This is a genomic window from Clostridium mediterraneense (genome assembly GCF_900091705.1).
Classification (GTDB): Bacteria; Bacillota; Clostridia; order Clostridiales; family Clostridiaceae; genus Sarcina; species Sarcina mediterraneense.
This window is the reverse complement of sequence record NZ_LT594785.1, coordinates 380665-403219: the sequence shown is the minus strand read 5'-3', so window position 1 is coordinate 403219 and position 22555 is coordinate 380665. Positions and strand designations below refer to the sequence as shown.

The 22555-nt window shown below is 28.6% G+C and carries 19 protein-coding genes, 1 riboswitch and 1 other annotated feature; of the genes, 4 read left to right on the top strand and 15 right to left on the bottom strand.

Annotation, left to right across the window (positions count from 1 at the left end; all coding sequences use genetic code 11):
- Positions 1–201: 201 nt before the first annotated feature.
- Together BN8917_RS03815 and BN8917_RS03810 are read left to right on the top strand one after the other, a co-directional pair.
- Positions 202–1047: a DegV family protein gene (locus tag BN8917_RS03815; RefSeq protein WP_066870877.1), complete on the top strand. Its 846-nt coding sequence runs from the start codon at positions 202–204 to the stop codon at positions 1045–1047.
- A gap of 8 nt (positions 1048–1055) precedes the next feature.
- Positions 1056–1490: a PadR family transcriptional regulator gene (locus BN8917_RS03810; RefSeq protein WP_066870873.1), complete on the top strand. Its 435-nt coding sequence runs from the start codon at positions 1056–1058 to the stop codon at positions 1488–1490.
- A gap of 52 nt (positions 1491–1542) precedes the next feature.
- On the opposite strand, the gene BN8917_RS03805 is transcribed toward BN8917_RS03810, so the two are convergent.
- The 10 genes from BN8917_RS03805 to BN8917_RS03760 all read right to left on the bottom strand — a co-directional run bounded on the left by BN8917_RS03805 (position 1543) and on the right by BN8917_RS03760 (position 12143).
- The gene (locus BN8917_RS03805; protein ID WP_066870871.1) at positions 1543–2391 is read right to left on the bottom strand and encodes an Mrp/NBP35 family ATP-binding protein; all 849 of its coding nucleotides are present in this window, start codon (positions 2389–2391) and stop codon (positions 1543–1545) included.
- 14 nt (positions 2392–2405) lie between these two features.
- Positions 2406–3245, bottom strand: coding sequence for a YhfM domain-containing protein (locus BN8917_RS03800; RefSeq protein ID WP_084748471.1), 840 nt, complete (start codon positions 3243–3245; stop codon positions 2406–2408).
- Positions 3235–4008 (bottom strand): prolipoprotein diacylglyceryl transferase, encoded by a 774-nt coding sequence (locus BN8917_RS03795; RefSeq protein ID WP_066870869.1) that lies wholly within the window; start codon positions 4006–4008, stop codon positions 3235–3237. The genes BN8917_RS03800 and BN8917_RS03795 overlap by 11 nt, the downstream gene beginning before the upstream one ends.
- 100 nt (positions 4009–4108) lie before the next feature.
- A complete protein-coding gene (locus tag BN8917_RS03790) occupies positions 4109–4678 on the bottom strand; it encodes a hypothetical protein (RefSeq protein WP_066870867.1) in 570 nt (189 codons plus the stop codon).
- A gap of 209 nt (positions 4679–4887) precedes the next feature.
- Positions 4888–6492, bottom strand: a complete 1605-nt coding sequence (locus BN8917_RS03785) for a hypothetical protein (protein ID WP_066870865.1) — start codon at positions 6490–6492, stop codon at positions 4888–4890.
- Between the two features lie 194 nt (positions 6493–6686).
- A complete protein-coding gene (gene rsmA / locus BN8917_RS03780; RefSeq protein ID WP_066870862.1) occupies positions 6687–7535 on the bottom strand; it encodes a 16S rRNA (adenine(1518)-N(6)/adenine(1519)-N(6))-dimethyltransferase RsmA in 849 nt (282 codons plus the stop codon).
- Between the two features lie 18 nt (positions 7536–7553).
- Positions 7554–8105 carry a ribonuclease M5 gene (gene rnmV, locus BN8917_RS03775; RefSeq protein WP_066870859.1) on the bottom strand — a complete coding sequence of 184 codons (552 nt, stop codon included), beginning with the start codon at positions 8103–8105 and terminating at the stop codon, positions 7554–7556.
- A gap of 186 nt (positions 8106–8291) precedes the next feature.
- Positions 8292–9392, bottom strand: a complete 1101-nt coding sequence (locus BN8917_RS03770) for a ubiquitin-like domain-containing protein (RefSeq protein WP_066870856.1) — start codon at positions 9390–9392, stop codon at positions 8292–8294.
- A 297-nt stretch (positions 9393–9689) separates the two neighbouring features.
- Entirely contained in the window at positions 9690–10466 is a 777-nt protein-coding gene (locus tag BN8917_RS03765) for a TatD family hydrolase (RefSeq protein WP_066870853.1), read from the bottom strand.
- A gap of 162 nt (positions 10467–10628) precedes the next feature.
- Positions 10629–12143: a DUF445 family protein gene (locus tag BN8917_RS03760; protein WP_066870850.1), complete on the bottom strand. Its 1515-nt coding sequence runs from the start codon at positions 12141–12143 to the stop codon at positions 10629–10631.
- A 140-nt stretch (positions 12144–12283) separates the two neighbouring features.
- Between BN8917_RS03760 and BN8917_RS03755 the strand changes: the two genes are divergently transcribed.
- Entirely contained in the window at positions 12284–12958 is a 675-nt protein-coding gene (locus BN8917_RS03755; RefSeq protein ID WP_066870847.1) for a Crp/Fnr family transcriptional regulator, read from the top strand.
- 452 nt (positions 12959–13410) lie between these two features.
- On the opposite strand, the gene metG (BN8917_RS03750) is transcribed toward BN8917_RS03755, so the two are convergent.
- The 3 genes from metG (BN8917_RS03750) to BN8917_RS03740 form a co-directional block, all read right to left on the bottom strand.
- Positions 13411–14958 carry a methionine--tRNA ligase gene (gene metG / locus BN8917_RS03750; protein ID WP_066870844.1) on the bottom strand — a complete coding sequence of 516 codons (1548 nt, stop codon included), beginning with the start codon at positions 14956–14958 and terminating at the stop codon, positions 13411–13413.
- Positions 14959–15041: 83 nt separating this feature from the next.
- Complete coding sequence (gene metG, locus BN8917_RS03745) at positions 15042–16991, bottom strand: methionine--tRNA ligase (RefSeq protein ID WP_066870843.1); 1950 nt, start codon at positions 16989–16991, stop codon at positions 15042–15044.
- Between the two features lie 47 nt (positions 16992–17038).
- Positions 17039–17351: a binding site (T-box leader), on the bottom strand.
- Positions 17352–17393: 42 nt separating this feature from the next.
- Positions 17394–18239, bottom strand: coding sequence for a hypothetical protein (locus BN8917_RS03740; protein WP_066870842.1), 846 nt, complete (start codon positions 18237–18239; stop codon positions 17394–17396).
- Positions 18240–18403: 164 nt separating this feature from the next.
- On the opposite strand from BN8917_RS03740, the gene BN8917_RS03735 reads away from it, so the two are divergent.
- Positions 18404–18919, top strand: a complete 516-nt coding sequence (locus tag BN8917_RS03735) for an FUSC family protein (RefSeq protein ID WP_066870841.1) — start codon at positions 18404–18406, stop codon at positions 18917–18919.
- A 38-nt stretch (positions 18920–18957) separates the two neighbouring features.
- Here the strand turns inward: BN8917_RS03735 and BN8917_RS03730 are convergent, their stop codons facing one another.
- A complete protein-coding gene (locus BN8917_RS03730) occupies positions 18958–20733 on the bottom strand; it encodes a Na+/H+ antiporter NhaC family protein (RefSeq protein ID WP_066870840.1) in 1776 nt (591 codons plus the stop codon).
- A gap of 123 nt (positions 20734–20856) precedes the next feature.
- A riboswitch (Lysine riboswitch) is annotated at positions 20857–21026 on the bottom strand.
- 94 nt (positions 21027–21120) lie between these two features.
- On the bottom strand, positions 21121–22368 hold the full coding sequence (locus tag BN8917_RS03725; protein WP_066870837.1) for an aminopeptidase P family protein: 1248 nt from the start codon (positions 22366–22368) through the stop codon (positions 21121–21123).
- Between the last annotated feature and the right edge of the window lie 187 nt (positions 22369–22555).

Below are 22555 nucleotides of genomic sequence, written 5' to 3'. Positions count from 1 at the left end.
AAAGCAATCAATTAAATTTTGATTGCTTTTTTATTTTATAGCACCTTATAAAACTATAATATTTGTTAATTTATTAGAATTGTTGAACAATCCTTAAATATTTTCAAAATTTTAAACATTATCACTAGTGATATAGTTATCACTTGTGCTATAATTTTGATTAATTAATACTGGAATGTATTGTTGAAGGGGGAGACTTTAATGCAAAAAATAGCTATATTAACAGATAGTTCATCTGATTTATCAAAAGAGGAAAGAGAACAAAAGGGCATTTTTCTTTTACCTCTTAGAATAATCTATAAAGATAGAGAGTATTTAGATCATCTTGATATATCACCTAGTGAAGTATATGAAACCCTTGATGTAGAAACACCAACAACATCACTTCCAAGCCCAGAATATATGGATAAAATCTTTGATAAAATAGAAGCAGAAGGTTATACTCATGTTATTGGTATATTTATATCAAATTCATTATCAGGAACTATGAATGCTGTTAGACTTCAAATTCAAGAAAGAACTAATTTTGAATATACACTATTTGATAGTGGCATTATTGGATACCCTCTTGGATGTATAGTTTTAAAAGCTTTAGAATTTGCTAAACAAGGCAAATCATTTGAAGAGATATGTGATGCTCTTCCATCAATTAGAGAAAAAACAACTGGTTATTATACATTAAATACTTTAGAATATTTAAGAAAGGGTGGTAGAATAGGAAAAGTAGCTGGAACTATTGGCCAACTACTTCATCTTAAACCAATAATAACTGTTGGTGAAGATGGTGCTTATATCACTATTGATAAGGCAAGAGGAAGAAAACAATCACTAAAGAAAATTAAAGACTTAGCTGATGGGCTTGTGAAAAAAGGAGCTTGTAATCTTTATATCCTACATGGAAACGCAAGGCTTGAAGCAGAAGCTTTAATGCAAAGTTTTATAGGTAATAATAATATTAAAAATTTAGAAATTCGTGAAATTGGTCCTGCTATGGGGGTTCATGCTGGTCCTGGAATGCTTGCTTTTGCTTATCAAAAAGAAATTTAGTATAAGGAATGTTAAAAATGGATATTAAGGCTGAAGAAAAAAAACTTTATGAAGAATATAAAATGAAACTAAATGAATTAAAAAAAGTTCAGAAAGAAAAAGATGCAGTTGGACAAGTCTTTACAAAAGGTCTACTTCCAATATATTTACTTTACATCTTGAGCCTAGGTCCCACTAATGGAAATGACATTGCAAAGCAAATAGGAGCAAGAACCAAGGGTCTTTGGATTCCTAGTACTGGTGGAATTTATCCACAACTAAAAAAACTAGAAAAACAAGGACTTATAATTGGAGCTTGGGATAATCCTGAAAAAAAATTTCAAAAGATTTATACTTTAACTGATGAAGGTTTAAAAGAATTTGAGCATAAAAAAGAACTTCTACAAAATAAGATTGAAGAAGCTCTTAAAGTTTTTACAATCATCTATAATGATTTATATTAAAATTTAATTAGATAATTAAAAAAAGGTGTCTCCTATGAGACACCTTTTTATATTAATATAAAGCTGAGAATAAGCTTGAATATAAAGGATTATCACTTATATATTCTTCTGCTCTACCTTCTTCTAATGCTTCTGTTAAATCTAAATTTATAGGTAATTCTGCGATTAAAGGTAAATCTAAGTACTCTGCATGTTCTTCTGAAGATTTTCTGCTAAATACATTCATCTTTTTGCCACAATCACATTCTATATAAGCCATGTTTTCTACAACACCTCTTACATTAACACCTACTTTATTAGCCATCTTGATTATTTTCTTAACTATCATAGAAACCATATCTTGAGGAGTAGAAACTATTACTAACTCCTTAATTGGATAACTTTGCATTAAAGTTAAATTAACATCACCTGTACCTGGTGGCATATCTATTAAAAGATAATCAAGTTCTTCCCAATTTGTTTCAGTATAAAGTTGATTTAAAACTCTTGTAACAACAGGACCTCTCCAAATAACTGGATCCTCTTCAGCTTCATTAACAAGATTCATTGAAATTACTTTAATTCCACTCTTAGTTACAACTGGTTCAAATTTAAAGCTTTTATCATCAACAGGTGTCATATAAGCTCTTTTATCATGTATACCAAAGATTCTTGGCATTGATGGACCTGTTATATCTGCATCTAAAACTCCTACTTTATATCCATTGCTGGCTAATGTTGTTGCAATTATTCCAGTAACAGTAGATTTACCTACTCCACCTTTTCCACTTGCAACCCCTATTATATTTTTAATATTGCCGTATTTTGGCATTATTTTTTGCATTACGTCACTTGGACATGACTTTCCTGTATTAGCTGATGAACAGCTATTTTTACTAGGGCATCCTGAACAATCTGGCATATGAATTCCCCCTTTTAATTATTCCATGATTGAGGCATTGAATTAAATACCTCTATATTCCAAGAATTTGTAAAATCTCCTTGTACATAATATTGTTTTTCTGAATTATTCAATTTATCATTTATAGTTATGATTGTTTTGAAAGTTTTAGTAGTAAAACCATAATTTTGTACATTTACTATTATATCATATTTACTTCTATCATGGTTCATAGTTTCTATACCTGGTACTATTTGTCTTGCTTGTTCTAAGAAGTTTTGTATATCAACTGATAATAAGAACTTAGTACATAAATAGTCATCAAGTAAATTAACTGCAACTTTTGCGTTACCTTGTGTAAGTTGAGCTTTATCTAATTTTAATACATCTAAAATTGAATCATAGTAAATAGTATTAAAATCTCTTGGCTTTTGAATAAATGATAGGTTTTGGATTATTTCATTATCAAGTCTCTTTGATAAATGGAATACTTGGTCTCCATTATAGAAGTTTCCAGTACTTCCACCAGTTGTTCCAGCAACATAATCATATTTTGATACTTGATTTCCTTCATATATTTCAACTATATAATCTGGTTGTAATTTACTCTTATCACTAGCTGGTACAAGTCTACCAGATGATAAAACCTTATATACATCTTGTATTGCAGTTGGTTCTGTAACAACAATCTTAAATCCTGGGTCTCTTGTACTTTGCATTGCAACCTCAGTTACTACACCTTGTTTGAAATAATTAAAGTAATTATTTCTTAATCCTAGTCTTACTGCTATCTGATTAAACATACTAAAGCCAGTACAAATAGCAATAATAATTATTGCTATAATAGCAACTATTGAAATCTTCTTAATATTCACTTCTACTCTTTCTCCCTTTAAGTTTATCTCTATTTAAAAGAAGTACTCCTGCAATTAATATAAATATTGATATAAATTGAGATGTACTTAATATTCCAATTTCTCCTCTAGGGTCATTTCTTAAAAACTCCACTAGAAATCTTCCTATACTATATATTATTAAATACATAGATGTGGTATCTCCAAGTTTCTTTGATTTTTTCTTACTATACCAAAATAAAAATACAGATAATAAAAAATCAAAGATAAATGAATACACTTGAGTTGGATATAAATGCTCTCCTACTGGTGCTAATCCTCCATATGGAAATACTATGTATAAAGGTCCATTTGTTATGGCTCCATAGCAACATCCTGCTAATAAACATCCAATTCTTCCAAATCCCTGTGCAAGTGCTACTTCAGGTACTAATAAATCAAATACTTCTAAAGTACTCCACTTTTTTTTCTTACTATATAAGAATACACTTACAATACCAAAAATTATAGCACCATATATTACAAAACCGTAACCAAATTGCTCAATTATAATACTTGGATTGCTAGCTATATGTTTAAAATCTGTTAATATGTAAAATACCTTTCCACCTAGTATCCCAAAAATTATAGTAATTATTATCATATTTAAAATATGATCTTCATTATAACCCCTATCCTTAGTTCTTTTCATAAATAACCAAACAGCTATAACTATACCAATAGCAATCATTAGACCATATCCATAAATATTAAAACCTGCAACACTAAATAATATAGACTTCATTCACCCTCCTTACCATATCTTTTCCATATTAATAAAAAGAGAAGCTTTTGGCTCCTCTTCATCTATAAATTATAATACATATCAAATTTTTACACAATAACTATTTAGCCTTCTTAAAGCTCTCTAAAATAAGCTTATACACTGTCTCATAATTATCTTTATACTTATCTTTACTAGCTGAAAAAGTAATTTTAAGCTTTACATTTTCCTCTAAAGAAAAATAGTATGTTTGAGTTAAAAAAGATCTTCCATTAGAAGTTTTTTCATCATATCTTAGTTTTTTAACAGCTGCTTCACCTATCTTATCATCTAAAACACTAATATTGCTTACCTTCTCTGCTTCAAAAGCCTTTTTATCATTACTTATTAACTCATCAATACTTGTTTTTGTATTAATAATTTGAACATAGCCTACTATCCCCATTTCTTTGCTAATAAAGCTATTATTATAGACTATGTAATCATCTGGAGCACTTTTTTCTGCCTTCCAGTTATCAGGAAGCTTATAAATTATATTTCCATCCAAAGCTATATACTCTATCATATCCTCAATATTATTATTAACAAGTGCAACCTTTTGTATATTACTATCGAAAAATTGCTGCATAACTACCATTACTCCCATTAAAAAAACTAAAATTGAAGTAACCATAAGCTGTTTCTTATTCATAAAATCCTCCTCCCTCTACATATTTTTAGAAATACTTTCCTTAAAATATACTAATTTCATTTTGCTATTATGCTTAAATTATTAATTTCTGCACATAATAATATCGCAGCCTTTGAATATTAAATAATTAATACCCTTCAATTTTACTTAATTTAAATAGCACTACATCAATAAAAAAGGTCTAGAGTTCTTCACTCTAGACCTTCTTTTTATTTCATTGGTACTACTACTAAACTATTTTTAAAATCATAGAACATTAGCCAATGTCCTTCATTACTACCTGGTCTTTCTGGAACAAATGTTACAAATCCTGTCTTACCACCATAAGGTTGACTTTGCTTATCCTTACTTCCTGGAACTCCATAAATTATATATTTAACTCTTCCTTTATTATCACATTTAAGCCCAACTAAGAAGTGACCTTTTTTAGATATATATGGATAATAATTAATCATAGGATAATATAAAGTTGTATATTTATTGTAGTTGGATATGTTACACATTTCATCAAAGTTCTTAACTTTAACCTTATACCACTTACATTTTTTAATTTCATGTGTTACTCTTAGTGGCTCAAGCCCATCAACAATACTAGTAAAGAATTCTCCTATAGAACCTCTTAATTCAAAATCATAATCATCGTTTATATCTCCAACCGCATTTCTATATCTTAGTTCTTCAAATTTTTGTTGTAGATCCTTTTCATATTCATCAAATTTATTTTGAGGCTCATTTAATTCAACTTTCTTAGTTAAGGCTGTATCTACTGATTCTAAATCCAAATCTATATCTAATTTTTCACTTATTTCATTCTCATCTCTATATTTACGTTGATTTGGAGGTGTAGCATAATTATCATTATTTAAATCAGCCATACCATCCATATTCATATTTGTAGTACCCATATTCATATTGGCATTTTGATTCATTCCTGTACTGCCCATATTCATATTGGTATTTTGATTCATTCCTGTACTACCCATATTCATATTGGTATTTTGATTCATTCCTGTACTACCCATATTCATATTAGTATTTGGATTCATTCCTGTACTGCCCATATTCATATTAGCATTTGGATTCATTCCTGTATTACCTGTATTCATATTGGTATTTTGATTCATTCCTGTAGTGCCCATGTTCATATTAGCATTTGGATTCATTCCTGTATTACCTGTATTCATATTAGTATTTTGATTCATTCCTGTACTACCCATATTCATACTAGTATTTTGATTCATTCCTGTACTACCCATATTTGTATTCATTTCTTGCATGTTTTGATTAGTTCCAGTTGTTCCTTCCTCTTTAGTCTTATCAACACATACACATTCTACTTTCTTCTCTATATATTGTTTCTTTCCATCATTAACATTTCTAGCTGCACTAACCTTTTTATATTCTTTCCAATTTGTTGTTGGCTGCTCACCATTTAAGAATCCACACATAAGGAAATTATTTTTGCCCCCAACTTCTTTACAAATAGCAGCTCCTACTATTTTTTCAAAGTCTATATCTGTATTTCCTATGTTACGGGCATCATATTCAAGGCTACTTTCAGCCTTCCCTTGTGGTGTTATGTTCATAGTTCCTAAGTCAACTAAAAACTTAGAGTCTTTCTTATTACATATAAGCATCATACGACATTGAGAATATTCTTTTTTAAGATTTTGAGCATAAAATGCAATTTTACAGACATTGTTCTTAACCTCAATTTTAGCATAGCCTGATAGAGGTTTATCTTTTGATACTGAATGGCCTCTTTCATCTTCTTGTAAAATTATAAAACTTCTATATAACTTACTATGTGCCAATATCTTGTTCCTCCGCTTTAAATTATTCATTATATTATATGAGTATATGCTTGTTTTAAGAATATGTTTATAAAATATTCTCTCCAAGCCTTTTTTAATAATATATTTCTTCCTTTAAATTTTTAGAACACATAATAAAAAAATGTTAAGTAAAAAAAATGCTCCTATTTATTTAGAAGCATTTTATATTAAAATTATTGATTTTTCATATAATGATTAATTCTATTTGATAAAGCACAGAATTCTTCTATTGATAGAGTTTCTCCTCTTCTCTTAGGATCTATTCCTGCTTCTTCATAAGCAACAGTTAAAACTTCTTTTGAAAGTCCTAGAGTCTTTGTTGAATTCCATAAAGTCTTTCTTCTCATATTAAATGAATTTCTTATAATATCAAAGAATAGCTTTTCATTATCAGGACTTACTCTTGGAGCATCAAGCTTATCAAGTCTTATAACTATTGAATCAACCTTTGGTCTTGGCATAAAGCATTTTGCTGGAACATTTCTAACTATACTTGTATTACAGTAATATTGAACAAGTAATGATAAAGCACCATATTCCTTACAATTTGGCTCTGCATTTATTCTTTCAGCAACTTCCTTTTGAATCATAATAGTAAGTGACTTAAAATTATATCGATCCTTTAAAAGTTTTGCTATTATTGGTGTTGTTACATAGTATGGAAGGTTCGCAACAAGCTTAACACTCTTCTCATCACCAATAACTTCATTAAAATCTACTTTTAAAGCATCGTTATGTATTAATTGGAACTTTTGATTATCACCAAGCTCTTCCATAAGTATTGGGATAAGGTCATTGTCAAGTTCTATTGCCACAACTCTTTTTGCTCTTTTTAAAATTTGAGCTGTAAGAGTACCAACACCTGGTCCTATTTCTATAACTAAATCTTCTTCATTAACATCTGCTCCATTAACAATATCATTTAAAACAGAATCATCAATTAAGAAGTTTTGACCTAAAGCTTTTGAAAATTTAAAGTCATACTTTTCTACTAGGTCCCTTGTTTTAATATCTTTCATCATTTAAAAATTTCTCCTGTATTATTTTATTTTTTCTTCTACCTTCTTCATAGCAGCAACAAATTCTTCTTTTGTTACTCCATAATTATTAAGTCTACTTAAAAGTTGATTTGCGTTACCATAGCCAATTGAAAGTTCTTTTCCAAGAAGTTCTCTTCTTTCTTTTGCCTTTGGATCAGCTGATAATTTAAAGTAAACTAAATCTGCTATTACAAATTCCTCACGTTTTTCTTCTACAGTTACTTTTGCTTCATTTAAAGCTCTTATAATAACTTCTGGTGAAGCATTTTCTACTCCTATATTTCCATCTTTTGCTCTTGTTCCATCAACTCTTGCTATATAAGCATGTTTAGCTTCTGGAACTCTTTTTCTTATTATACTTCTTATCTTTTCACCTGCAAAATCTGGGTCAGTTAAAACAATAACTCCCTTTCTTTTTTGCGCTTCTTTTATTCTTTCTATAACTTTTTTATTTATGCCAAAGCCACCAACAGCTATTAGCTCTGCATCAATTGCTCTTTTTACAGCTGCTACGTCATCTCTGCCTTCAACTACTATAACTTCTTTTATCAAGGTAATCTCCCTTTCTTAACTATGCTAAAGTTAATAAATAAATATTTTTATCACTTGTTAAACTCATTAGTTAATTAATATCTATATTTTAAATCTTATGTAGAGTCTGTGCAAGTTTTCCAAAATAAAAAGTACTCAAAAAGCTAATACTTTTTGAGTACTTATAAAGCCCTCTATCTTATAAGTCTACCATTGTCCTGGATAAGCTATTATAGTAACTTGTACACTTCTTCTGCCCCAATTAAAACATTCTGATGCAGAATTCATATATAAATCAATTATATTATTTTTAACAGCTCCACCTGTATCTTCAGCTATGGCATATCCATAACCACTAACATAAACTTTACTTCCAAGAGGTATAACTCTTGGATCAACAGCAATTGTGCTTAATCCGCCTGGATTTCTTCTAGGTGTTGTTCCTGTTGCAGTTACACTACCTTGATAATATGCAGTTGCTTGCATTGTCATTGTCTTATTAGATGATGAGCCACTATTTGATACTTGATTACTACTACTTGATGTAGAACTATTTACTGCAACACTGCTTGAATTACCTCTACTTACTGGGGTACTAGCCTTTGCTAAAGCAAGTGTTTGCTTAGTTCCTTGTTCTATTATTTTTTCTTGTGGTTCTACTAATACTTTTTCTGATAATATGTTTTTTCCGACTTCCTTACCATTTTCATAGATTACCTTAGTAGTAATTTCCTTTTCGCCCTTACTACCTGCTTGTACAACTTTTTTAACTGTTTTATCAAGCTTACTATTTTTTCTTACTATGGTTTCAAAGTCTATATCTTCTTTCTCTTTTACTAACTTCTCTTCAACTCTTACAACTTCAATTTTTTGTCCTTTTGCAATTTTAGAATCTAAACCTGGCTCTACTCTATCTTTTTCACCAAGCTTAACTTTTTCTGCTTTTAACATATCTTTTACTGAAGCTTCAGCTGTTTTTATTGTTTTTTCTTTTCCATCAACTAATAAAACTACCTCTCTAGCTTTATTAATTTTAATCACATCATTTCTAGATAATTTTTCATCTAGGCTTGGTGATACTTTATCTTTTTGTCCTAAAACAATTCCTTCTTGCTTTAGAACATCTTGAACAGTCCATTTCAAAGTCGCAGCTTCTACTGGTTTACCATCAACATCAATTGTAATCGTTTTAAGTGATAATCCAACGTAAGCTACTGCTACTATTGCTACTCCTGTCACTATTGATATAAATTTCTTTTTTGGACTGTCAAAGAAGTGGCTTTTTAAGTATTGAAATTTTTTACTCATACCTAATCCTCCTTTGGCATTCTATTTTTGCATTATATACCAATTTTTAAAAAGTGTCAAATTAGTTACAAAATTAGTACTATATAATTACAAAAATTCATTTTTGAGAATAGAATATTTTAAATAGCAAAATATTCTTTTATTTCCCCTTAAAACTAGCTAAAAAAAACTACTCTAACTAGCTCTATCGCTAGTATAGAGCAGTCAAATATGCCAATTACATAAAAAGCAGTTTATATATCCATATCTCTATTACTATTACTACTTTTCACATACTATACTAAATTTCTATAAATTTTACACAATGTTAAATAATTTTTTTGTATTTTCTATAGTCGCTTTACTTACCTCTTCACCTGATATTCCCTTGATTTCAGCTATTTTATCCATTACATATTCAATATATGAAGATTGATTTCTCTTACCTCTCATAGGAACTGGTGCCATATATGGAGCATCTGTTTCAACTAAAATTTTGCTTAAATCAATGTCCTCACAAACTTCTAGAAGTTTTCTAGCATTTTTAAATGTTATAACTCCTGTTATTCCTATGTAATAACCAAGCTTTACACATTCTCTTGCCATCTCAACTGATCCTGAGAAAGAATGAACAACTCCTTTAACATTTGGAAACTCCTTCATAATTTCTAAAGTATCACCATGAGCATCTCTATCATGAATAATTACAGGAAGTGATAATTCTTCTGCAAGCTTTAAATGCTTTCTAAAAACTTCTTTTTGCTCTTCTCTTGATGGGTTATCTTCCCAATAGTAATCAAGTCCTATTTCTCCAATAGCCTTAATCTTATCATGCTTAGCAAGTTCTCTTATTTCATCTATCATTTTATCATCAACATTAAAAGCATCTGTTGGGTGAATTCCTACTGCACCATAAAAAATATCATGCTTTTCACAAAGAGCTATAGTATCCTTAGAACTTTGAACATCTGTCCCACAATTCATTACTCCTATAACACCGTATTCCTTTATTTCTTCTATAACTGAATCTCTGTCTTCATCAAATTGCTCTGCATTATAATGAGCATGTGAATCAAAAATCTTATATCTCAACATAAAAACATCTCCTATTCTAAAATTCTCTTTATTTATATAATATATTTCACAGTATAAACAATATCAACAATTTTTATATTTATAAAAATAAAAGGTACTTTCTTTATTTGAAAATACCCTTTAATTAAATATTATATATCTCTTAAAATTAATAAAGCCATTTTACATATAAAGACTTGAAAGTAATGGAGATAATATTCCAAGTATTCCTCCAAGAACTGCTCCAAGCCAAGTAATAGCACTAAGTTCCTTATTAGCTATTCCAAGAATTATTTTTTCTGCATAATCAACTTCAAATGAATTAATTTGATCTTCAACTATAGCTTCAATATCTACAAGTTCTAAGATTCCATTTAAATCTTTACTTACAAACTTTTCATAATTATCATCTATAAGCTTTGAAATAGTATCTAGAATATTTTTCTTAGTTTCTTCTTCCTTACTTATTTCATAAGATAAGATTTCATTTTTAGCAAGAGCTATTCCTTGCTTTATAATTCTATCAATTTCTTTACTATAAACTAAATCATCTATAATTTTCTTGATGAATACTTCTAATTTTTGAACATAATTTGAATCAAAACTACTTATTAGCTCATCATAAGAATTAAAACTATTAACATAATCTTTTAACTTATTCTTAATAAGCTCAAGATTAGCATCATCTGAAATCATACCAGTAGATTTTTCAATTATAAATTGTGCTATATCTTTATTTAATCCTTCAGGTAATTTTTCTAGAATATCTGAAACTTCTGTTTCTGCAAATTTATCTATATACTCAACTATATAAGAAGCTAATTCATTAACATTATCTTCTTCTGTAAAGTGGTCACTTACTGCTTCTACAAATTTTTCATATATACCGTCAATCATACCTTGAAGCATAAATGCCATAGGCCCTTTAACTATCTTACTTAAAATAGCATTTTTTATTTTATAACTAACTTCTTCTCTTCTTAAAGTATTACAAAGTTCATTTGCTATTATCCATTTGTTATCATAAACAATATTTTCAGTAGCCTGCATTAAATTTTCTGGAACTACATCCTTTATAGATTTTTGACTTTTTGATAAATCTGTGGATAACTTTTCTATATTTTTTTCCACAAGTAAAACAATTTCTTCTTTATTAACTTTTTCAGAAATTGTTTCAATAAGATTCTTTAAATCAAGTTTATCTAAAAATTCCAAAACAATTGTTGGTTCTTCTTTTAATTTATCCTTTAGAATATTTACTATGTATTTCAAAGCTAAATCTTTATTTGATTCATCTTTTAAAAGTAAATTAACTTTACTATATATCTTATCTTCAATTCTTTTTTCTTGCACATTATAATTTTCTTTAAGTATTTTTTTAAGTCTTTGCTCTAATGTACCTTCTTCATTTAATAATTCGCTTACCTTATTTTCTACAGAAACTTTTACTTTCCCCTTAACTTCTTCTGTATTTAGTGAATTACTAATACTTTCAGGATTTATAAGATGCTCTTTTACAGTTTCAGCTATACTTTTAGCTATTCTTGGTTTTTCCTTCGGAATAAGCCCAGGTGTAAAAGGAACCTTAATTCCTCCAATCCTTTTCTCCGTATGTGGTTTAAATAACATCTTAATCGCTAACCAATTCGTAATATATCCAATAATAGCTCCTAAAATTGCTCCTATTATGTATGGCATATTATTTCTACACTTCCTCTCTTTTCTTCCATTTTGTAATTCTTTAAACTTTATTTAATAATACTATTGTATATAATTAAAGTATGTATTACCATAATTAAAGACTATTTTAAATAAATAACAAGAAAGTGGTGGCTTATATGGAGAATTATTTTGAAAATTTAAAGAAGTCTAAACTTTTCTCTAACTTTTCAGATGAAGATATACAAAAGTTAAAGGACTCTAATAATTATTATATTAAATCATATAAGGCTGAAGATGTTCTCTTTATAGAAGAAGAAGATTGTGAACACCTAAGCATAATATTAGATGGAAAAGTTGAACTTCAAAAATTAGATGTTAATGGAAATATACTTATAGTTTCATCTTTTGAAACTGGTAACTCATTTGGTGAAGCACTATTATTTGGTGATAGACACCTATACCCTATGTCAGTAGTAGCTAAAGAAGACTGCACTGTTATACATATTAAAAAGGATTATATATTTGCTTTATGTACAAGTAATCAAGATTTCTTAAAAGAATTACTTAGACTATTCTCAAATAAAGCTCTTATACTTAATTCAAAATTAAAACAAGTTAGTATGAAGTCACTAAGAGAAATGATATCTCATTTCCTAGTAACAAAATATAACCAAACTTCAAATCTAACTATAACAACTCATATGAGTAAAAAAGAATGGGCTGAAAAGCTTGGAGTTAGAAGACCATCTCTATCAAGAGAACTTATAAAGATGAAAAATGAAGGATTAATTGAATATAATAGAAAAGAAATTATTATTAAAGATATTGAAAGATTAGAAGAATTTATTTAATTAAAAATAGTTCACAAAAAATTTATAATTGACACTTAACTGTCATATAAGGATAGTAATATTATATTTGTAACGTAGCTAAAACACTAATTTAATTTTACCCCTTAAATTGAACATCCTCGGGATTCGTCCCCCTTACACCGGTTCCGAGGTATGTTTCTTTTCACCAAGTAGAAGATCTAGGTAACGGAAACCTAGGTCTTTTTTTGTTTTTAAAAATTTAAAAAATATAATTTTATTACATAAAGATTACTTTATCATTACTTTTTATATTTGACACATTTTTGCCATATAGCAGTAGTATATTTATAAATGTAACGTAGCTAAAACACTAATTTAATTTTACCCCTTAAATTAAATATGCTTGGGATTTGTCCCCCTTAAACAGTTCCAAGTATATTTCTTTTCACCAAGAAGACCTAGGTAACGGAACCTAGGTCTTCATTTTTTATTTAGATTTTTCTTTTATTTTTAAGTCTAAACACTTCCTCGGATATCTTTTTTTTATCTATCCTATTAAATAGTAATTCAACTTTACCTACATTAATCTCATCTAAAATTATTGGATTAAAACAAATTTCTTTAATCTCCAAAATTTTTCTTATCCTATCTGCTGTTTTAGGTATTATAGGATTCAAAAGATTTGAAAGATTAGCCACAATAATAGAACAATTATATATTACTTCCTTGCATCTCATTGGATCATTTCTAAAAAGTATCCATGGTTTTTCAGCATCAAAATATTCACTACCTCTAATAGCAAGATTTAAAATACTTTTAGTAGCTTCTCTTAAATTTCCTTTTTCAATAGAACTTGAAACTATTTTATAAGTCTCTTCTATTTGATTTTGAATAGATTTATTTATTCTTTGCTTTTCTAAGTTTCCATTATAATATTTTTCAACAAAGCTCAGACTTCTATTTATAAAATTACCATAGATACCTAGAAGCTCATTATTATGAACATTAATAAAATCCTTCCAAGTAAAATTAGAATTTCTTTTCTCAGCTCCATGTGTTAAAAAATAATATCTTATAGTATCACTATCGTATCTATCAATAATATCATCTAGCCAAATAACCCAATTTCTATTTGTTGAAAATTTCTTTCCTTCAAGATCCATATGTTCAGATGATAATATTCTAATATTAATATTTTCATATCCAAGTCCTGCAACAATAGCTGGAAAAGTTATAGTATGGAAAGGTATATTTTCTTTTCCATGAAGTAGATATAATCTTGAATCTTTACCTCCCCAATAATCCTCAAACTTTTCACCTTTTTCTTCTATACATTTTTTTGTTGCAGTTAAATAAGCCATAACAGCTTCAATCCAAACATAAATCTTTTGATCAGTAAAGCCTTCTATTGGAACATCAATTCCCCATTCTATGTCTCTATTAATAGGCTTGTCTCTAAGCCCTTCATCTAAATATTTCTTACTAAGTTTTAGAGCATTTTCTCTCCAAGATAAATCTTTAGAAACTAATCCTTTTAAATAATCTTCAAATGTGGATAACTTAAAAAATAATTTATCCACAGATTTTTTTATAATCTTTTTCCCACAAACAGTATGGATATTGTTTTCTATAAATCTATCTCCTACGCTTTCATTACAATGCTCACAAAAATCTTCCTCTACATTAAGTTTATAAATATAGCCCCTATTATAAAGAGTCTTAATAAACTCTTTAACATTTTCCTTATGATAATCAGAATCCGTCTTTGTAAAATAATCAAAAGAAAAATCTAATTCTTTAAACTTTTCTTCAAAATCTTTATGAAAATGACTACTCACAACTCTTGGTGATTTATCTAATTCTTTTGCTTTTTTTAATACAAGCTCCCCATGACAGTCTGAACCTGAAATAAAAATAACATTATCACCTTTTGCTCTATGATATCTAGCTATAGCATCACCTGGCATCCATGAAGAAACTCTCCCTATATGTAATAATCCATTTGCATATGGCAAAGCATTTCCTACAATAATATTCATTTTCTTACCCCCAATCTAATTTTAAAAAAGAGCTTTTCAAAGAAATACTTTGAAAAGCTCTAATGTTTATCTTATAAAGTCAATTATCTAACTTGGCTTCCTGTCTTTAATTCTCCTGGATTAACAAGTAATAATTCTGAATCATCTGAAGGTGCTGCTGCAAGAATCATACCTTGTGATAATTCACCTCTTAATGTTACAGGTTTTAAATTAGCAACTAAAACAACATATTTACCAACTAATTCTTCTGGTTTATAGTGCATTGCTATTCCTGAAATTACTTGTCTTTCTTCTCCTGCTAAATCAACTTTTAATTTTAAAAGTTTCTTAGCTTTTTTAACTGGTTCACATTCAAGAACCTTAACAACTCTTAAATCTATTTTTTCAAAATCATCTATTGTAATTTCTTCTTTAATAGGATTTTTTATTACTTCTTCATTAACTTCTGCTTTAGCTTCTGCTAATGCTTTTAATCTTAATTCTTCAAGCTCAGCAAGTTTAGCTTCAACATCAATTCTTGGGAAGATAACTTCTCCTTTTTCAACTTTTACGCCTACTTTTGTTCCATCGAAGCTAGCAAGACTTTCCCAACTAATAACGTCTGTCTTTAATTGTTCATTTATCTTTTCGCTTGTTGATGGTAAGAATGGGGAAACTAAAACTGATGCAAATCTTAATGATTCCATTAAGTTATACATAACTGTTCCAAGTCTTTCTTTCTTTTCTTCATCCTTAGCAAGTATCCAAGGCATTGTTTCATCAATATATTTATTAGCTCTACCTATAAGTTCCCATATGCTTGCAAGAGCTTCTGGAATCTTGTAGTTTTCCATGTAAGCTTCAACTTTCTTTGGAGTTTCAAGAGCTAAATTGATAAGTTCATCATCTATAGCTTCTTTAGCTGTTGGTGCTGGAATAACTCCATCAAAGTATTTGCAAACCATAGCTATTGTTCTTGATAATAAATTACCAAGGTCGTTAGCTAAATCTGAATTTGTCTTTTTAATAAATGTTTCATTATTAAATAATCCATCTGAACCAAATGGTATTTCTCTTAATAGATAATATCTAACTGGGTCTACTCCAAATTCATTTATTAAAACAACTGGGTCTACAACATTTCCTTTTGATTTAGACATTTTTCCACCGTTAACAAGTAACCATCCATGACCAAATACTTGCTTTGGAAGTTCTTCTCCTAAAGCCATTAACATAATTGGCCAGTAAATTGTATGGAATCTTAAAATATCTTTACCTATTAAGTGAACATCAGCAGGCCAGAACTTTTTGAAAAGTTCATCATTTTCTTGACCATAACCTAAAGCAGTTATATAGTTTGATAAAGCATCTATCCAAACATAAGTTACATGATCTGGGTCGAATTCAACTGGAATTCCCCAATTAAAACTTGTTCTTGAAACACATAAATCTTGAAGACCTGGTCTTAAGAAATTATTAAGCATTTCATTCTTTCTTGATTCTGGTTGTATAAAGTGTGGATTATCTTCAATATACTTTATTAATCTATCAGCATATTTACTCATTTTAAAGAAGTAAGCTTCTTCCTTAGCTGGTTCTACATCTCTTCCACAGTCTGGGCACTTTCCATCTACTAATTGATTTTCTGTCCAGAATGATTCACAAGGTGTACAATAAAGTCCTTCATAAACACTCTTATAAATATCACCTTGATCATATAATTTTTTAAATATCTTTTGAACTGTTTTCATATGATAATCATCAGTTGTTCTTATAAATTTATCATATTTAATGTCCATCATGCTCCAAAGGTCTTTTATACCTGCAACTATTTCATCAACATATTCTTTTGGAGTAACATTTTTTTCTTCAGCTTTTCTTTGAATTTTTTGTCCATGTTCATCTGTTCCTGTTAAGAACATAACGTCATATCCTGTTAATCTTTTAAATCTAGCAAGTGCATCAGCAGCTACAGTTGTATAAGTATTTCCTATATGTAACTTTGCTGATGGGTAATAAATAGGTGTTGTAATATAAAATTTCTTACTCATCATCTTATCCTCCTAAATCTTTATATAAAAAAACCTCTATGAGAAAATCCCATAGAGGCGTTAATTACGCGTTACCACTCTAATTCATAGTTCTATCACTAAAACTATCTCAATAAGTAAAAAAATTTTGCACAGATTTGGACAATTGTTTATATTAATACGCATAAATATATTTTTTGGACACACTATGCAAAAATTAATTACTTTAGCAATATAACGGTTGCTCCCGTATTTTCCTAAGAATAAATTCCTCAGAAAACAAGCTCAGAGGCCATCTTCATAAAGTTTCCTGTCTCTGGTTCTCAGCACCCCAGCTCTCTTTTGCACATTTCACTTTACTACTCTTCTCTTCATAGCATTTACATATAAATTATATGCTTTTTAAAGATACAATGTCAATCTATTTTAAATTGTATTTTCTCTTTCTTCAAATATGTCTGTATAATCATTTTCTAATTTTTCTTCTTCAAAATTATCTTCAATATTTTCTTCAATATCCTCTTCTAATTCTTCATCTTCTTCATCAAGATCTTCAAAGAATTCTTGTACTTCTATATTAAATATTTCACCTTTTTCTAAAAGTTCATGCTGAACTGAAAGATTACATCTAGCATCAATAGCTGCAAATAGTAAAAAGGCATAACATACAGTCATAAATATAATTAAAGCAGTTGAAGGTAGTATATTCATAAAGTTAATGATTACTAAACATAATATTAAAAATAATGCTATCATTACAAATATCTTATGTTTAGAACTTTGCTTTTTGATAACCTTATAATATTCTCCCGCTTCAATAGAATTATAATGCTCTTTTTTAATATACATTTTCCAAAGCTTATGAACTAAAAATACAGAAGCATAAACAGCTACTGCTATAGCTAAATATTGAACTATAACTATGTTTAAATTTAGAAAATGTCTTATAATAGCTTCAGCTATTATGATTACATTAAAAGTAAAAATATTTCTTAAGTACTTAATTTGATATTCTATATTTAAATTTTCCTTTTGTTTAGTCTTTTTTAAATTCCAAAGATTCTTTAATAGTTTAAACATAAGAGCTAAATCTAATACTAGAAATATTCCTCTTGATATTCCCTCGGAAATATATAATACAAAAGCCCCAATAGCAAAAGCAGCAAAAATTAAACAATTATAATAATACTCTTCTAATGAACTTCTCGAACTTTCCTTTAATTCAAAATAAGCTTTATTTTTTTCCTTTTCAGTTTCATCCATGCAAAACACCTAATTACCTCCTTTTAGTCCTTCATCCTCTATTTTATCATTAATCTGAATTTTAAATTATAATTTTCTATAAATATTGTTATTTTTCATTAATAATATCAACTCATAAAAATTTAATTAAAACTAATATGATATAATAAAATAAAGTGTAAAGGAGGATATTTATGGATAAATACAAACTCCCAAAAATCGGTGCAAGAAACTTAAAAACAGCCCTAGCTATATTTTTATCAATTATAGTGTTAAAGCTTCTAGGATTTGACTCATCATTTTATGCCTGCATAGCAGCCGTTATTTGTATGGGAGACTCATTTGAAAATTCATTAAAAATGGGCAAAAATAGAATGATTGGAACTTTAATAGGTGGTTGTGTTGGCTTATTCGCTACATTCTTATTATCTTATTACAGTAATTTCTGGTTTGAAACTATACTAATAACTGGACTATCTATAATAGTGATATATATATGTACCTTATTAAATAAGCCAGGTTCTGTATCAATAGCTTGTATAGTTTTTTTAGCTAATTTATTACTAACAAGAGATTACTCAAATTATGTCTATAATATAAGTAGAATATTTGAAACACTTGTAGGGATAGTAATTTCAATAATAATTAACATATATATTTTCCCACCAAAAGATGCAAAAGACGTGAAAGATAAAATAAATCTATTTTAAATAAAAAACCAGCTAATAATAGCTGGTTTTTATATTTATTATAAAGTTTTGATATTCTTATCGCTTATATCTTCATCTACCTTAGCACCTATCTCATCTTTATCAACTCTTTTACCTACAATCATTAAGAAAATCGTTATTACTGCTACTCCCATAATAAGAGTTATCCAAACATTTAAACCAAGTCCTGCTGGTATATATCCAAATAATATTGCAACTACTCCAACAAAAATTGCATAGAATATTTGAGTCTTAACATGGTCTATATGATTACATCCTGCTCCTGTTGATGATAATATAGTTGTATCTGAAATAGGTGAACAGTGATCTCCAAATATTGCTCCTGTAAGAACTGCTGATGTTGAAATTATTACAAGATTCATATCACCACTTGAAATTGTATATGAAAGTGGAATTGCTAGTGGCATTAATATTCCCATAGTCCCATATGCTGTTCCAGTTGCAAAAGCAATTACTGAACCTAAGATAAATATTATAGATGGAAGTATAAATGCTGGTACTGTATTTGATAAAATATCAACTAGATATTGAGCTGTTCCAACTTCCTTAGTAACTGAACTTAAACTCCATGCAAGAAGTAAAATTACTCCTGTAATAACTAATCCCTTCATTCCTTCTATCCAATTTTCTATTGCTTCTGAAAGTGTAAATATCTTTTTTCCAACTGCTAAAGCAATAGTTATAATTGATGATATTAAAGCTGATTGGAATAAAGCAATTGAAGCATCAGCATTTGAGAAAGTTTGTTGTATTGCTGTAAATCCAAATGGTGATTCATTAATAAGTACCTTAAGTGCTGTATCATTTCCAGCCATTATTGTTGAATATCCACTATAATAAAATGCTATAAGTGAAAATACTATTAATGACCCTACTGGTATTATTGCATTCCAAATACTAAGCTTTACACCTTCTTTTGGCTCTAATTCATTTATTACTTCATCAATTTGCTCTTTTGAATGTGAACTTACCTCTTTATTTCTTATCCCTTTTCTAGCATTAAGCTCTGCTTTATACATTGGACCAAACTCTCTAAGAGTTATAGCTGAAATAAGTACAAAAGCTAAGATTAAAATATTATAAAATCTATATGGAATTGTTTGAAGAAATACTCCAAAAGCATCTACAGATTGTCCTATACTATTAAAAGCATCTCCTATAAGTCCAACTTCAAGCCCTATCCATGTTGAAATTATAGCAAGTCCAGCTACTGGAGCTGCTGTTGCATCAATTACAAAAGCAAGTTTTTCTCTTGAAATCTTAAGCTTATCTGCAACTGGTCTCATTATAGGTCCAACTATTAAAGAATTTGCATAATCATCAAAGAAAACTGCAAGTCCAAGTAAGAAAGTAGTAAGCTGACCACTTCTTACTGTCTTTGCTTTTCTAGCTAGAGCTTCAGCTATAGCCTTAGCTCCTCCCATTTTACCAACAAGATGAATTATTCCCCCAATAACTAATACCTGAAGAATAATACCTGCATTCCAAGAATCTGCAAGTGATTCTAAAACTCTATTAACAAAATCCATAAATCCCTGAATCAAAGCTATAAATATATTACTATCTGTAACATAAAGCATTACACATCCAATAATAGTTCCTAAGAATAAGGAAACAACAACATTCTTTGTTATAAAAGCTAAAACTATTGAAACAAGTGGTGGTAGTATAGTCCAAATACCAAACTTATTTGCATTTGCTACTCCAACATTTTCACTAGCAAAAGCTACTGTAGAGAATAATAAAATATTCAAAGTTAACATAGCTGTAAAAATACTAATTCTCTTTTTCATTAATAAAACCTCCTTAAATTTGTGATATGACTTAAAGAGGCAATAAAAAAGAATCCTAGGCGCACACCTAGGATTCTTAAATATATCCAAATATTTAAAACAATCAAAATTAAATAGAAATCCTTCGATGATAGCTCTCCACATACGTGACAGTCCTGCATATATTCTATACAGACCCAGCAATATAAACTTAAAGTATATTTATATAACTTCGGCGATTCTTCCTTTCATTTTACATCTTAGCACTTCTACTCCATAAAACTACTCTTAATAATCGCGCCTCTACCTCTTTAAAAATATTCACTTATTTTATATCTATATTTATACATTAACTGTAAGAAATATGCAATATACTTTCTATATAATTTATAACTTGTTCATATATTTTTACTTATTATTTGACATAAACTCTTCTATATCTTTAACTGACTTTATAATATCTTTAGTTAAAACTTCATTACCATCCTTAGTAATAAGAACATCATCTTCTATTCTTATTCCTATATTTTCTTCTGGTATATAAAGACCTGGTTCTACTGTCCAAACCATTCCTTCTTTAAGTTCTCCCCATCTTTTACCTACATCATGAGTATCTAATCCAAGACTATGTCCTATTGAGTGGAAGTAATATTTTTTATAATCTTTTTCATCTTCTACTAAACCAAGTTCAACACATTTTTTAGCTATCATATCATTAGCTGTATCATTAACTTCTTTCATAGTAATTCCTGGCTTCATCATTTCTATAATTCTTTCATTTACATCAAGAACTGCTTCATATATTTCTTTTTGTCTAGCTGTGAACTTACCGTTTGCAGGGAATGTTCTACTAACATCAGCATTATAATAATTAACTTGTGCACCTAAATCAAAAAGAATTAAATCTCCATCTTGAATTTCTGAATTATTATCTGAGTAATGTAAAATTGCCGCATTCTTTCCTGAACCAGCTATAGTCTTAAATGCAAAATCCTTAACTCCATGTTGTTTTAAATAAAAATCAAAATGAGCTTCTAGAGCATATTCTATCATTCCAGGTTTTGAATTTTTCATTAAAGCTTCAATACCGCCTTTAGTTATTTCTATAGCCTTTCTCATTTCAGAAATCTCTTCATCATTCTTTACAAGTCTAAGTTCTGAAACAAGATTATAGAAATCCTTAATAACTATTTCTGGATATCTTTCTTTTAATTTAACTGCAAATGCTGCTCCTGTTCTTTGATCTTCATCAAAGCCTCTTCTTTCTAAATCAAGATATACATTTTCTATGTCCCCTGATTTTAAAAGAATATTAAGTTGTGATAAGAATCCATCAAGATAAGCTATATCATCAACTCCTGATTTTTCATTAGCTTCTTCAACAGTAAATGTTGCTCCTACCCATTTAGCCATAACTTCATCTATTTCATTTATAAATAAAGTTTCTGATACTTCACCATTGATTTTCTTAATAAGTAAAATATCTTGTTCTTCATCTATTCCTGTTAGATAATAAAAGTTTCTATTTGGTGTAAAAGGAAACTTCTCATCAGCACTCTTATACCTAGCTTCTCCAGCAAAAGCTATAATTACTGAATTATCCTCTATTTTATTAACTAGTCTCTCTCTATTATTTTTAAAAGTAATATTTTTCATAAATACACGCCCCTTTAGCTGTTTATTAATGCTTATTTCCCCAATGTAGCATTAATAAAATTATATCATATCTAGAAAAAATTATATCTTTTGAACAGTTAATTTTATCTTTAAATTAAAAAAGAGCTGTCTAAACATAGACAGCTCCTTTATATTTAATATCATCGAAAGGATGGTGATATTTCTT